Annotated in this window: 12 protein-coding genes; all 12 read left to right on the top strand. The window is 67.7% G+C overall.

Annotated elements, in window-relative coordinates:
- Positions 1-28 precede the first annotated feature (28 nt).
- The 12 genes from ACN469_RS08480 to ACN469_RS08425 all read left to right on the top strand — a co-directional run bounded on the left by ACN469_RS08480 (position 29) and on the right by ACN469_RS08425 (position 13,100).
- Positions 29-1,420, top strand: coding sequence for a sigma-54-dependent transcriptional regulator (locus tag ACN469_RS08480; protein WP_498765967.1), 1,392 nt, complete (start codon positions 29-31; stop codon positions 1,418-1,420).
- Positions 1,421-1,613: 193 nt separating this feature from the next.
- The gene (gene gspC / locus ACN469_RS08475; RefSeq protein WP_498765965.1) at positions 1,614-2,519 is read left to right on the top strand and encodes a type II secretion system protein GspC; all 906 of its coding nucleotides are present in this window, start codon (positions 1,614-1,616) and stop codon (positions 2,517-2,519) included.
- A gap of 24 nt (positions 2,520-2,543) precedes the next feature.
- Positions 2,544-5,132, top strand: coding sequence for a type II secretion system secretin GspD (gene gspD, locus ACN469_RS08470; protein WP_498765963.1), 2,589 nt, complete (start codon positions 2,544-2,546; stop codon positions 5,130-5,132).
- 6 nt (positions 5,133-5,138) lie between these two features.
- Positions 5,139-6,953, top strand: a complete 1,815-nt coding sequence (gene gspE / locus ACN469_RS08465; RefSeq protein ID WP_498765961.1) for a type II secretion system ATPase GspE — start codon at positions 5,139-5,141, stop codon at positions 6,951-6,953.
- Between the two features lie 40 nt (positions 6,954-6,993).
- Positions 6,994-8,250, top strand: a complete 1,257-nt coding sequence (gene gspF / locus ACN469_RS08460) for a type II secretion system inner membrane protein GspF (protein WP_498765959.1) — start codon at positions 6,994-6,996, stop codon at positions 8,248-8,250.
- A gap of 12 nt (positions 8,251-8,262) precedes the next feature.
- Positions 8,263-8,418: a hypothetical protein gene (locus tag ACN469_RS08455; RefSeq protein WP_498765957.1), complete on the top strand. Its 156-nt coding sequence runs from the start codon at positions 8,263-8,265 to the stop codon at positions 8,416-8,418.
- A 61-nt stretch (positions 8,419-8,479) separates the two neighbouring features.
- Positions 8,480-8,908, top strand: coding sequence for a type II secretion system major pseudopilin GspG (gene gspG, locus ACN469_RS08450; protein WP_498765955.1), 429 nt, complete (start codon positions 8,480-8,482; stop codon positions 8,906-8,908).
- A gap of 38 nt (positions 8,909-8,946) precedes the next feature.
- A complete protein-coding gene (locus ACN469_RS08445) occupies positions 8,947-9,393 on the top strand; it encodes a type II secretion system protein GspG (RefSeq protein WP_498765953.1) in 447 nt (148 codons plus the stop codon).
- Complete coding sequence (locus ACN469_RS08440) at positions 9,390-10,133, top strand: prepilin-type N-terminal cleavage/methylation domain-containing protein (protein WP_498765951.1); 744 nt, start codon at positions 9,390-9,392, stop codon at positions 10,131-10,133. Before ACN469_RS08445 ends, ACN469_RS08440 begins: the two co-directional genes overlap by 4 nt.
- Positions 10,130-11,053, top strand: a complete 924-nt coding sequence (locus tag ACN469_RS08435; RefSeq protein WP_498765949.1) for a type IV pilus modification PilV family protein — start codon at positions 10,130-10,132, stop codon at positions 11,051-11,053. The genes ACN469_RS08440 and ACN469_RS08435 overlap by 4 nt, the downstream gene beginning before the upstream one ends.
- A complete protein-coding gene (locus ACN469_RS08430; protein WP_498765947.1) occupies positions 11,050-11,724 on the top strand; it encodes a type II secretion system protein GspJ in 675 nt (224 codons plus the stop codon). The genes ACN469_RS08435 and ACN469_RS08430 overlap by 4 nt, the downstream gene beginning before the upstream one ends.
- Entirely contained in the window at positions 11,724-13,100 is a 1,377-nt protein-coding gene (locus ACN469_RS08425) for a type II secretion system minor pseudopilin (RefSeq protein WP_498765945.1), read from the top strand. The genes ACN469_RS08430 and ACN469_RS08425 overlap by 1 nt, the downstream gene beginning before the upstream one ends.
- Position 13,101 lies beyond the last annotated feature (1 nt).

The following is a 13,101-nucleotide window of genomic DNA, read 5'->3' as shown; positions in this document are numbered from 1 at the left end:
ACGGGGATTGCAAGGAGCGGCGCCCGACATGACTACCTCCACCGTTCTCGTCGTCGATGACGACCGCGCCAACCTCGACTCCGTGACGCGCATCTTCCAGCGGGAGAACATGGCGACGCTGTCGGCCGCCAACGGGACGGAGGCGCTGGAGCTCTTGCGCCGGCCCGAAGTCACGGTGATGGTGACCGACCTGATGATGCCCGGCATGGACGGGCAGGAGCTGCTCCGCGCGGCGCGCACCATCCGCCCCGACGTGGAGGTGGTGTTGATGACGGCCTACGGCACGGTGGAGACGGCCGTGGCGGCGATGAAGGACGGCGCCTACGACTTCATCACCAAGCCCCTCAAGCGCCACGCGCTGGTGAAGGCGGTGTCGAAGGCGCTGGAGAAGCGGGCCCTCGTCTCGGAGAACCAGACGCTCAAGGCGAAGCTGGCGGAGATGAGCGCCGCGGGCGGGCGCACCATGGTGGGCCAGTCCCCCGCCTTCCGCGCCATGCTGGACACCATCCGCCAGGCGGCGCCCTCCACCGCCACGGTGCTGCTGCTGGGCGAGTCCGGCACCGGCAAGGAGCTGGCCGCGCGCTCGGTGCACGAGTACTCCAGCCGGGCCAAGGGCTCCTTCGTCGCCGTCAACTGCGGCGCGCTGCCGGAGAACATCCTGGAGGCGGAGCTGTTCGGCGTGGAGCGCGGCGCTTTCACCGGCGCGGTCGCCCGTCGCGAGGGCCGCTTCGAGCGCGCCCACGGCGGCACCCTCTTCCTGGACGAAATCGGAGAGATGCCGCTGCCCGCCCAGGTGAAGCTCCTGCGCGCGCTGGCCGAGGGCGAAATCGAGCGGCTGGGTGGCACGCAGATAGTAAAGGTGGACGTGCGGTTGGTGGCCGCCACCAACAAGGACCTGCAGAAGGAGGTGGCCGAGGGCCGCTTCCGCGAGGACCTCTACTACCGCCTCAACGTGGTGGAGATCCGCGTCCCCGCGCTGGCCTCGCGCCGGGAGGACATCCCGCTCCTGGCGGACGCGTTCCTGCGCCGCTTCGCCGCGAAGAACGGCAAGGTGCTGCGCGGCTTCTCCCAGGAGGCGCTCCAGACGCTGGAGAACTACGCCTGGCCCGGCAACGTGCGGGAGCTGGAGCACGCCGTCGAGCGCGCGGTGGTGCTGGCGCGGACCGAGGTGCTGGAGGCCAGCGACCTGCCCGAGTCGGTGCGCAAGGGCCCGCTCGGCGCCGCCTCGCAGCTGGTCATCCCCATTGGAACGCCCATGGAAGAGGTGGAGCGCCGCGTGATCCACGAAACCTTGCGCCACACCAAGGGCGACAAGACGCTGGCAGCCCGGCTGCTGGGCATCGCGGCCCGCACCATCTACCGCAAGCTGGAGCGCGAGCAGTCCAACGGCGGCGAGCCCCCCGCTGGAAGCGAGGACTGACAGGCCGTCACAAAGGCCCCCACCTGGCTTTGACAATTTGTCCCAAGGCTCGGGGCAGCTCGCTCAGTCGCCCGGAGCGGCCCTTCATTCCGGAATAATTTCGAGCGCTTGGCCGTCCCCGTTGATTGGCCCCACTGGCCCGCGGTGGCACCTGGCTTGCTCTCCACCGGTTCGGCTTTCTCTCGGAAGCGTGATGGAACTCTTCTTTCGAAAATACTTTTGGACGGTGAACCTGCTGTTCGTCCTCCTCGTCGCGCTGCTGGCGGCGAAGACGGTGAACCTGTTCGTCGAGTCCGCCATCTCCCCGGTGCCCATGTCAGGGGCCGCCTCGCGCGCGCCCGCCAACACCCGGCCAGCCCAGTCCGCACTGGCGCTGCCGGACATGGAGCAGCTGTCCCGGGTGACTGGCATCAAGATTCCGGAGCCGGAGGTCGCGGTGGCGGAACCCACCGCGCCTCAGGTCGACCCCAACGCGGCCCCGGTGAAGAGCGGCCTTCGCGTGAAGCTGTTGGGCACGCTCGTCGCCGGCAACCCTGACTGGTCCTTCGCTTCCATCCAGGACATGGTCACCCAGCGCTCGCAGACGTACATGGTGGGCAATGCCCTGCAGGGCGCCACCGTGCTCGAAATCGAGCGTGAGCGCGTCATCATCGTCAACGGGGGCCGCAAGGAGTTCATCGACGGCAACCCGGGCGACGGCGCGCAGGCCTTCACGCCTCCCACGCCTCCGGTGGCGCAGACGAACACCGCGTCCACCAGCGGCATCCGCGCGGTCAGCGACAACGAGTACGAAGTGCCGCGCGCGGAAATCGACAAGACGCTCAACAACCTCAACGACGTCGCCATGCAGGCGCGAATCGTTCCCGCCTTCAAGGACGGTCAGGCCGTGGGGTTCAAGCTCTTCTCCATCCGCCCGGATTCCATCTACTCCAAGATTGGAGTCCAGAACGGCGACGTCATCCGCCGCATCAACGGATTCGACCTCAACAGCCCCGAGAAGGCGCTCGAGGTCTATTCGAAGATGAAGGACTCATCCCGCATTGAAATCGAGATCGAGCGCAACGGCGCGCCGATCCGCAAGTCCTACAACGTCCGTTAAACCCCACGCCGCGCCCGCTCCTCCATGAAGACGCTCCCGTCCTGGATGCTCTGCCTTTGCCTCGCGCTCGCCGTCCCCGCGCAGGCCCAGCGCCGCCCCCCTCCGCCCGGCACCTCCGCGCCTTCCGCGCCGGGTGAGCGGACCATCACTCCCCAGTCGTCGCCCACGGGCGCCGACGAGTCCAATCAGGGTTCACGGCGCACGCCCACGTGCGAGGAGGCCCGGCGCAACGCGCGCTACGGCATCTACTTCGACAAGGTGGAGATCGAAAAGCTCGTCCAGACGGTCGCCGACGCCACCTGCCGCACCTTCATCCTCCCGGAGAACGTGCGCGGGAAGATCTCCATCATCGGCCCGGAGAACGGCCGCGTCGAAGTGGACGCCGACGCGTTCTACTCCGCCTTCCTGGCCTCGCTCGACGCCAACGGGCTCGCCGCGTACCAGTACGGCCGCTTCATGAAGATCGTCGACAAGCGCTCGGCGAAGCAGAACCCCATCCCCACCATCGTCGAGGACGGCCAGCCGTACACGACCAACGAGCAGATGATCACCAAGCTGTTCCGCATCCGCAACGTGGAGGTGGAGCCGCTGCGCGGCGTGCTGCAGCAGCTGGTGTCCAAGGACGGCGACACCATCCCGTATCCGCCGGACACCATCATCGTCAACGACGTGGGCTCCAACATCCACCGCCTGGAGCGCCTCATCGACCAGTTGGACACGCGCGCGGCCAGCGACGAGCTGCGGGTCATCCAGGTGCAGTACGCGGCCGCGCAGGACGTGGCCACCACGGTGCAGCGCCTCTTCGAGGCCAAGGGCGCCCGCCCCGGGCAGCGTCCCGGCACCTTCACGCAGGGCAACACGCCGCCGGGCCAGCCGGGCGGCGAGGTCATCGCGCAGCCCGTCTCGGGCGGCCAGGAGGCCTCCGCGGGCCCGGTGACGCTGTCGCAGATCATCCCGGACGAGCGCACCAACAAGCTCATCATCGTGGCCAGCCCCGCCGCGTTCGAGCGCATCCAGGACATCGTCACGCAGATCGACATCCCTTCCGGGACGGGCGGTCGCATCAACGTCTACTACCTGGAGAACGCCAACGCGGAGGAGCTGGCCAGCACGCTCCAGTCGCTGGCCCAGGGCACCGCGAACCGGCCGCGCTCGCCGATGCCGAACATGCCCCAGGGCGCTCCGCGTCCCGCCGGCACCACCCAGGCCGCGGAGCTGTTCAGCGGCGAGGTGAAGATCTCGGCCGACAAGGGCACCAACTCGCTGGTCATCGTCGCCAGCCAGACGGACTACAAGAACATCGTCCAGGTCATCCAGCAGCTCGACACGCCGCGCCGCCAGGTGTTCGTCGAGGCCGTCATCATGGAGGTGAACCTGGACCGCAACGCCGAGTTCGGCGTCAACCTGCACAGCGGCTTCGCGCTGCAGACCGACAGGGGCGCGGCGCCCGGCCTGATTGGCACCAACAACGGCGGGCAGGGCCTTCCGCCCTCGCTGAGCCTGGCCAACCTGGCGTCCTTCGGCGGCTTCCTCGCGGGTCTGCAGGGTCCGGTGATTCCGGCGCTGGAGAAGCTGGGCCTGGACATCCCCGCCTTCGGCGTGGTGCTGCACGCGATGCAGCAGAGCTCCGACGTCAACGTGCTCTCCACCCCGCACATCCTCACCAGCGACAACGAGGAGGCGGAAATCACCGTGGGCCAGAACGTGCCCTTCCAGTCCGGCTTCTCGCCCTCCTCGCTGGGCTCACAGGTGGGCGGGGCGGGCGGCGCGGCCGGTGGCCTCAACCCGTCGCTGCTCGCCGGCCTGGGCGGCCTGGGTTCGCTGTACGCGCCCATCCAGCGCCAGAACGTGGAGCTGAAGCTGACCGTCAAGCCGCAGATCAACGACAGCGACTACATCCGCATGGTCATCACCGAGCAGACGGAGGAGATCGCTTCCAACGACCCGGTGCTCGGTCCGACGACGAGCAAGCGCAGCGCGAAGACGACGGTCATCGCCAAGGACCAGGAGACGGTGGTGCTGGGCGGCATCATGCAGGACCGCACGATTGAGTCCGTCACCAAGGTCCCGGTGCTGGGCGACATCCCCATCATCGGCAACTTCTTCCGCGAGACGTCTCGCAAGAAGACGAAGACGAACCTGCTGCTGTTCCTGACGCCCTACATCATCCGGGGCCCGGAGGACTTCCGCGTCATCTTCGAGCGCAAGATGAAGGAGCGTCAGCAGTTCGTGGAGCAGTTCTACGGTCAGGTGCCGGGCTACGACGTGGCGGTGGACTTCAGCCGCAAGCCCGGTCCGCTGTCTCGCATGAACCAGGCCGTCATCCGGGAGCGCAACCGCGCGGAGAACGGCGGTCCCGGTCTGAATGGCGAGCGCATCATCGGGCCGGGTGCGGCCCCCACGCCTGCTCGTCAGAACGCCGTGCAGCCCGCGCGGCCCACGGCCCCCCAGTCGCGTGAGCCCGAGGTGCGGGAAGCCGCGCCGCCTTCCACGGGTTCCGAAGAGTCACCCCCCGCGGCCCCGACGCCGCGGACGCCCGAAGCGCCGGCTCCGGAGTCCTCCAGAGACGCGTCGCCAGAGCGCCTGCGCATCCAGCCTGAATCGGGGAACTAAGAGCCCATGAACGTAACCGCCGACCCCACCTTCGCCGCCGCCGCGTCCGGCGCGTCCACCGCTCGGAACGACTCCACCCAGGTCGTCTCCCACGGACAGGCCTTCCTCTGTGGAAGGCCCCTGGGGGAGATCCTCCGCGCGCTCGTCCCCTCGCTCACCGAGGAGAAGCTCCGGGAGGCGCTCGCCATCCAGGAGGAGAAGGGTGGGCGCATCGGGGAGGTGCTGGTGGGCATCAAGGCGGTCTCCGAAGAGGACGTCGTCAAGGCCCTGGGACACCAGCTGGACCTGCCCTACCTGGCGCGCATCTTCACGGAGGAAGTGGACGCGGAGCTGGTCAAGCGCATCCCCATCAACTTCGCCAAGCAGTCGCACATCCTCCCGCTGTCCGTGGAGGGTGACGCGGTGGTGCTCGCGGTGGCGGACCCGCTGGACACGTCCACCATGGACCACGCGCGGCTGCTGTTGGGGCAGAGCATCAGCCCCCGGCTCGCGCTGGGCTCCACCATCACCGACGCCATCAACAGCGTCTATGACCGCTCCATCAACGAGGCCGAGCAGCTGGTCGACGAGATGGAGACGCAGGACCTGGACGCGCTCGCGCACGAGCTGGACGAGCCGCAGGACCTGTTGGACACGGACGACGAGGCGCCGGTCATCCGGCTGGTGAACTCCGTGCTCTTCCGCGCCGCCAAGGAGCGCGCGAGCGATATCCACATCGAGCCCATGGAGCGCGAGCTGCTCGTGCGCTTCCGCGTGGACGGTGTGCTCCAGGAAGTCATCAAGCCGCCCAAGCGCTACCAGAACGCCATCGTCAGCCGCGTGAAGGTGATGGGGCAGCTCAACATCGCCGAGAAGCGCCTGCCGCAGGACGGCCGCATCCGCATCAAGCTGGCGGGCCGCGACATCGACATCCGTCTGTCCACCATCCCCACCACGCACGGGGAGCGCATCGTCATGCGTCTGTTGGACAAGACGGCGACGCTGCTGGACCTGGCGGAGATCGGCATGAGCCAGGTGACGCTCCACGCGATGGAGGCGGTCATCAAGCGCTCGCACGGCATCGTCCTCGTCACCGGCCCCACGGGCTCCGGCAAGACGACGACGCTCTACGGCGCCCTGTCGAAGATCAACACCCCGGACCTCAACATCCTCACCGTCGAGGACCCGGTCGAGTACCAGCTCAAGGGCATTGGCCAGATGGCCATCAACCCGAAGATCAGCCTGACTTTCGCCCAGGGCCTGCGCTCGTTCCTCCGCCAGGACCCGGACGTCATCATGGTGGGCGAGATTCGCGACAAGGAGACGGCGGAGATCGCCATCCAGGCATCCCTCACGGGCCACCTGGTGCTCTCCACGGTCCACACCAACGACGCCGCGGGCGCCGTCACCCGTCTGGTGGACATGGGCGTGGAGCCGTTCCTCGTGGCCTCGTCGCTCACCGGCATCCTCGCCCAGCGTCTGGTGCGCCGGGTGTGCGCCGACTGCCGCGTGGCCTACGTGCCCACGGACGCGGAGCTGAAGGAGCTGAGCCACACGCTCGCCTCGTTCAAGGCGCGCTACGGGACGGACCGCATCTACAAGGCCGTGGGCTGCCCCACGTGCAACCGCAACGGCTACCGCGGCCGCACGGGCATCTACGAGTTCCTCCCCGTGGACGACGACGTGCGCCAGCTGGTGCTGAAGAACGTGGACGCCTCCACCATCAAGAAGTCCGCCACCAGCAAGGGGATGATCACCCTGCTGGAAGACGGTGCGCGGAAGATTTCCCTGGGCGAGACGACCATCGCCGAAGTGCTGAGCATCACCCAGGAGGACATGTAACCGACAGCTCCTCCCTGGGAGGAGCCGGGGTCATCGAGCCATGCCGGTCTTCGAGTACAGAGGTCTCAACTCCGCGGGCAAGCAGATCAAGGGTCTGCTGGAAGCCGACTCGCCCAAGACGCTGCGCTCCAAGCTGCGCGCGGACGGCGTGTTCCTCACGGACGTGCTGGCCCAGGCGGAAGGCAGCCGGGGCGCGGTGTCCAAGGGCGCCAACGCGGCGCAGGTGTCGCGCGACATCGACCTGCGCAAGCTGGGGCGGGGCCGCGTCAACACCGACGACGTCGCCATCTTCACCCGGCAGCTCTCCACGCTGCTGGGCGCCGGCGTCACGCTGGTGGAGTCGCTCACCGCCCTGGTCGACCAGGTGGAGAAGGAGCGCTTCAAGCGCGCCCTCTCCGACATCAAGCAGCGCGTCAACGAGGGCTCGTCCCTGGCGGACGCGCTGGGTCAGCACCCGAAAATCTTCCCCAACATCTACGTGAACATGGTGCGCGCGGGCGAGGCGTCCGGCGCGCTGGACGCGGTGCTCACGCGCCTGGCCGACTTCACGGAGAACCAGGCCCGGCTGCAGCAGAAGATCCTCAGCACCATGCTCTACCCCGCCATCATGATGGTGGTGGGCGGCGGCATCCTCGTGGCGCTGATGGTGTTCGTGGTCCCGAAGGTCACCAAGATTTTCGAGACGATGAAGGCCACCCTGCCCCTGAGCACGCGGATCCTCATCGCCACGAGCAACTTCTTCCAGAACTGGTGGTTCATCGCCGTGCCGATGATGGCGCTGGGCGTGTGGCTCTTCATGCGCTGGACGAAGAGCCCCAAGGGCAAGCCGAAGTGGGACCGCTTCGTGCTGAAGGCGCCCATCGTCGGCAGCCTGGTGCGCCTGTTGTCCATCTCCCGCTTCGCCCGCACGCTGTCCACGCTGCTCAAGAGCGGCGTCCCCTTGCTGGCTGCCATGGACATCGTCAAGGCCATCATGACGAACACCGTGCTGGCCGAAGTCGTCGAGAAGGCCCGCGACTCCATCCGCGAAGGCGAGAGCATCGCCGCCCCGCTCAAGCGCTCGGGTGAGTTTCCGCCGCTCGTGTACCACATGGTCGCGATTGGAGAGCGCTCCGGACAGCTGGAGGACATGCTCACCAACGTCGCGGACAACTACGAGACGCAGGTGAACGTGCGCATCGGTGCGCTCACCTCGCTCCTGGAGCCCCTGCTCATCGTGGTGATGGGCGCGGTGATTGCATTCGTCGCCCTCTCCATCCTGTTGCCGATTCTCCAGGTGAACTCGGCCATCCGGTGAGGTGCCAGGGCCATGACGAATGACACGCTCGACCGTTGGATTCAGCGCGCGACGCTCGCGGCGATGATTGCCCTCGCGGCGGCGCTGGTGACGGTGGGGGCCCGACTGTACGGCCCCCGGTCCTCCGTGCCGCCCGCTGGGGTGGTGGACGGCCCCCGGGCCCCCTGACAGGAAGTCCTGAACACGATGCGGTGGCTTGCCAGAAAGTCACCCCGAGGTGAGAGCAGACATGAGCCAGAACACCCACTCGCAGCAGCGCCGCCGCCGCAACCGCCGCGGCATGACCCTCATCGAAATCATGGTGGTCATCACCATCCTCGGCCTCATCGCCGCCGCCGTCGGCGTGGCGGTGATTCCGCAGCTCGAGGCGGCCCGTAGGGACAGGGCCTCCCTGGATATCAAGAGCATCCAGGGCGCGCTGAAGCTCTACTACACGAAGAAGGGCAAGTACCCGGACACGTCGTCGGGCCTCAACGCGCTGGTGGAGACCCAGTCGCTGGAGCAGATGCCCAAGGACCCGTGGAACAACGACTACGTGTACCTGAACGAGGGCGGCAAGCCCGTCATCATCTCCTACGGCGCGGATGGCACGGCCGGCGGCGAGGGCAACGACGCGGACATCTCCTCCGCGGACGGCGCCTCCGCCAACAACAAGTGAAGAAGTAGCGCACCCCGCGTGTTGACAGGGCTTCGGGTATGAACGTGCAAACCTCACTGCCATCCCAGATGCCCTCGCCCGCGGGGGCCCTGCGCCCCCAGACGAAGGGGCGGCTCCTGCTGGCGGCCATCTTCCTGGTGGCCACCGTGCTGGCGTTCGTCCTCGTGTACGTGACGGACGACCGCTCGCTCCAGCCGGAGCAGCGCCGGGCGCGCGGAGAGATTCGCAAGCTGGAGGGCCTGTTCAAGGCGCACCACCGGCTGTTGGGCTACTTCCCGTCCAAGGAAGAGGGCTTCACGCCGCTCATCCAGGCGAAGCTCATCGACTCCGTGCCGGTGGACCCCTGGGGTCACCCGTACGTCTACTGGATGGACGGCAAGAGCGGCGCCGTCATCTCCTACGGGGCGGACGGCAAGCAGGGCGGCGTGGGGACGAACGCGGACCTGAGCAGCGGGGGCGTGCTGGCGAACTGGGGGCAACCATGACGCGTGTGACGACGACAGCCGGGCAGCGCGTGCTCCGTCGAGCCCAGCGCGGCCTGACGCTCATCGAGATCTCCATCGCCATCATCATCGTCGCGATGTTGTTCTCCGCGGCGGTGATGGGCATCGGCTCGCTCACGGGCGCCAAGGCCAAGGGCGCGGCGGGGGAGCTGGCGGGCACCATCCGCTCGCTCTACGACTCGGCGGCGCTGCGCGGCAAGACGTGCCGGCTGGTGTTCGAGATTCCGGACCCCAAGGAGGAGAAGGCCACGCGCTACCATGCCGAGTGCGCGGAGAGCGCGGTGACGACGGCGAGAGACCGCGACACCGCCCTGCGCGACGAGAACAGCGCGCGCGAGCAGTCCCGGCGCGCCAACCGAGGCAGCAGCCAGGGCAACGAGGAGCGCCGCAGCTACCTGGCGTCGGGCGGCAGCACGCCCAGCGCGCAGGAGCTGATGGACGGAGAGAAGGAGCGCGTGCAGAACGCGGCGAAGTTCTCGTCCTTCACCTCGGAGGAAATACCGGCCCGTGACTTGCCGGCGGACGTGCGCGTGTCCGTGTGGACACGCCAGCAGAAGGAGGCGGTCGACAACGGCGTGGCGTATCTCTATTTCTTCCCGCAGGGCTACACGGAGAAGGCGTACGTCTACGTGAGCCAGGGCGACAACGCCTGGACGCTGGACGTGTCCCCGCTCACCGGGAAGGTGACCATCGCGAACGACATCCTGGAGGTGCCGCGATGAAACGCGCTCAAGGCTTCACCCTGCTGGAGGTCGTCGTGGCGCTCTCCATCCTGGGGCTCGCGCTGATGGCCATCTTCGACTTGAACGCGGGCGCGGTGTCCAACCACGTCTACACCAAGCGCCTCACGGTGGCCTCGCTCCTGGCGCGCGCGAAGATGACGGACGTGGAGCAGAAGCTCTACGACGACGGCTTCTCGCCCGACGACGACGAGGAGTCCGGCGACTTCTCCGAAGAGGGCTGGCCCCAGTTCAAGTGGAAGGCGCGCATCATCGCCCCGAAGCTGGACGGCGTGTCACCGGACCAGCTCATCGGCGCCCTCTTCAACCTGCCCATCGGCGGCGGCGGGGACTCGGACGACCCGATGAGCGGCATCGCCGGCCTGTTCGGTGGCGGGGCCGGGGGCGGCAAGGACGGCGCCTCCAGTGGACCGCAGCCCGCGGGCGGTGGCCTGGGCGGCGCGGCCATGGGCATGGCGCAGCCCATGTTCACGCAGATGGTGCAGCAGCTCACCCAGACCGTGCGCGAGGTGCACCTCACCGTGTACTGGCAGGAGGGCACCCAACTGGAGAACATCGACCTGGTGACGCACGTGGTGTCGCTCGGGCCGGGCTCGGACCGCAACGGCGGCTTCATGGCCACGCAGGGACAGACTCAAGGCGCCGACAACCAGTGGGTGGATCCCAACAGCCCGGGCATGATTGTCCCGAACCCCATCCCCGGCCCCAACGGCACCATGCTGCACCCGGAGTCACGCACGCCGCTGATGCGCCGCTCGGAGTGGCTGCAGCGCGCCAACGGTGGTGGTCAGCAACAGCGCGGTGGCACCGGCGGCATCGTCCCGGGCGGCCAGGGCGGCGGGATTTTCGGAGGCAATCGCCCGTCGATGCCGAACTTCCCCGGCATGAGGAACACCCAATGACGGCCCGGCGCTCGCGTGGCTTCACGCTGATGGAGGTCATGGTGGCGGTGGCCATCACCGCCCTGATGGGCACGGTGGTGGCCATGGCCTTCCAGACGGGCCTGACGGCGAAGGAGTCGGTGGAGGCGGACGCGGACCGCTACCGGCAGGTGCGGGTGTCGATGAACCGGATGGCGCGGGAGATTGGCTCCGCGTACGTCAGCGACAGGTTCGACCTGAAGCGCTTCCGGGACCAGAACGACCGCCCCACCAACTTCGTGGGCGAGAGCGACCGGCTGTTGTTCACCACGTTCGCCCACCAGCGGCTGTACACGGACGTGAAGGAGTCCGACCAGGCGGTGGTGGAGTACTTCCTGGAGGCCTCCGACGACCGGAACGCCAAGGGCCGCGTGGACCTCAAGCGCCGAGTGAACCCCAGCGTGGATGACCGCATGGACCGGGGCGGCACGACGGACGTGCTGCTGGAGGGCGCCAAGAAGCTGGAGTTCGAGTACTGGAACTCCGAGAAGAAGGAATGGGATGACGAGTGGGACACCCGGCGCACGGAGCAGAAGAGCATCCTGCCCACGCGCGTGCGGATGTCGATTACCGCCGTGGATGAGACGGGCAAGGAAGCGCGCTACTCCACCCAGACGCGCATCATGTTGAACACCGAGCTGCCGAGGTACTGATGCCCCTGCCCTTCTTCCAGCAGACGCCCCGGCGGCGCCGACCCAGCTCCAAGGCCCCTGGCGGGGAGCGTCGCTCGCGTGGCGTGGCGCTCATCATCGCGATCGTGTCCATCGCGCTCCTGACGGTCATCGCCACCGAGTTCGCCTACAACAGCCGGGTAGATCTCCAACTCGCGGCCAACCAGCGGGACGAGGTGCGCGCGTACTACATGGCGCGCTCGGGTGTGGCGCTGTCGCGGCTGTTGCTTCGCTTCCAGAAGCAGGTCGACCAGACCCCCATCCCCAACCCCGCGTCGCTCCTGGGAAACCTCCTGGGCACCCAGGGCAATCAGGGCAACACCCCGCAGCCGGCGTCGCTCAACCTCCAGCTCTGGAGGATGGCGCGCGTGGACTGCCACATGCTCAAGGGCATGGTGAAGAGCGAGGGCCAGGAGCCCGAGAACGACGCCCCGCCGTTGGACGCAGTGGACGAGGACGACCCGAACTTCGACATGAAGGACGGCGAGGAGGACCCGGCGTCGCGGGAGATGTCGCAGCAGATGACGCGTCGCTCGTTCGGCGGCTTCGAGGGCTGCTTCCTGTCCACCATCTCCGACGAGGAGGAGAAGCTCAACGTGCACCGGCTGGTGGCGGGCGCGGGTGACGCGCTGCCCACGGCGCTGCGGATGATGGACATGCTCGGCGACAAGCGCTTCGAGTTCCTGTGGGAGCGCGACGACGCGAACAAGGTGCGCAGCAATCCGCAGGACGTGATGCTGGCCATCAAGGACTGGGCGGACGACGACGAGACGGGCTCCACCATCAACCCGACGGACCCCGTCAATCCCATGCCCTCCGGCTTCTCCGATGAGGGCTCGCCCTACAGTCGCTACGAGCCGAACTACGAGCCGAAGAACGCGCGCTTCGACAGCGTCGACGAGCTGTACCGGGTGCACGGGGTGAATGACCAGTTCATGTCGGCGTTCCGTGACAGGCTCACGGTGTACCCGGACATCAACTCCCGGCCCAACATCAACACGGATGACCCGGTGATGATGGGGCTGGCCATCATGTCCGTGGCGGACCCGGCCCGGCCGGACCCGCGCTTGAGAGACCCGGTGTTCCTCAACGAGCTCATCACCCGCATCCGCGGCGCGCGCATGTTCAGCTTCTTCGGCATGGGCGTGCAGGACTTCGTCGCCGTGGTGGAGAGCGCGGGCATCGTCGTCAATCCCGCCGTGAAGTCCAACGTGGCGGGCAATCGCCTCATCGGCGACAAGAGTCAGACGTTCACCATCAAATCCGTGGGAGAGGCGGGAAGCGTGCAGAAGACGCTGACCGCCGTGGTCCGGCTGGACGACACGCTGGGCAGGCTCCTGTACTGGAGAGAGGAATAGC

It is taken from the genome of Corallococcus terminator (assembly GCF_049194865.1).
Classification (GTDB): Bacteria; Myxococcota; Myxococcia; order Myxococcales; family Myxococcaceae; genus Myxococcus; species Myxococcus terminator_A.
The sequence above is the reverse complement of the archived record's forward strand: the minus strand, read 5'-3'. Positions and strand labels throughout refer to the sequence as shown.

Bases quoted from the DNA above. Each gene is read 5' to 3' on its own strand.
- ACN469_RS08480 (WP_498765967.1), top strand. From the start codon at position 29: ATGACTACCTCCACCGTTCTCGTCGTCGATGACGACCGCGCCAACCTC.
- gspC (WP_498765965.1), top strand. From the start codon at position 1,614: ATGGAACTCTTCTTTCGAAAATACTTTTGGACGGTGAACCTGCTGTTC.
- gspD (WP_498765963.1), top strand. From the start codon at position 2,544: ATGAAGACGCTCCCGTCCTGGATGCTCTGCCTTTGCCTCGCGCTCGCC.
- gspE (WP_498765961.1), top strand. From the start codon at position 5,139: ATGAACGTAACCGCCGACCCCACCTTCGCCGCCGCCGCGTCCGGCGCG.
- gspF (WP_498765959.1), top strand. From the start codon at position 6,994: ATGCCGGTCTTCGAGTACAGAGGTCTCAACTCCGCGGGCAAGCAGATC.
- ACN469_RS08455 (WP_498765957.1), top strand. From the start codon at position 8,263: ATGACGAATGACACGCTCGACCGTTGGATTCAGCGCGCGACGCTCGCG.
- gspG (WP_498765955.1), top strand. From the start codon at position 8,480: ATGAGCCAGAACACCCACTCGCAGCAGCGCCGCCGCCGCAACCGCCGC.
- ACN469_RS08445 (WP_498765953.1), top strand. From the start codon at position 8,947: ATGAACGTGCAAACCTCACTGCCATCCCAGATGCCCTCGCCCGCGGGG.
- ACN469_RS08440 (WP_498765951.1), top strand. From the start codon at position 9,390: ATGACGCGTGTGACGACGACAGCCGGGCAGCGCGTGCTCCGTCGAGCC.
- ACN469_RS08435 (WP_498765949.1), top strand. From the start codon at position 10,130: ATGAAACGCGCTCAAGGCTTCACCCTGCTGGAGGTCGTCGTGGCGCTC.
- ACN469_RS08430 (WP_498765947.1), top strand. From the start codon at position 11,050: ATGACGGCCCGGCGCTCGCGTGGCTTCACGCTGATGGAGGTCATGGTG.
- ACN469_RS08425 (WP_498765945.1), top strand. From the start codon at position 11,724: ATGCCCCTGCCCTTCTTCCAGCAGACGCCCCGGCGGCGCCGACCCAGC.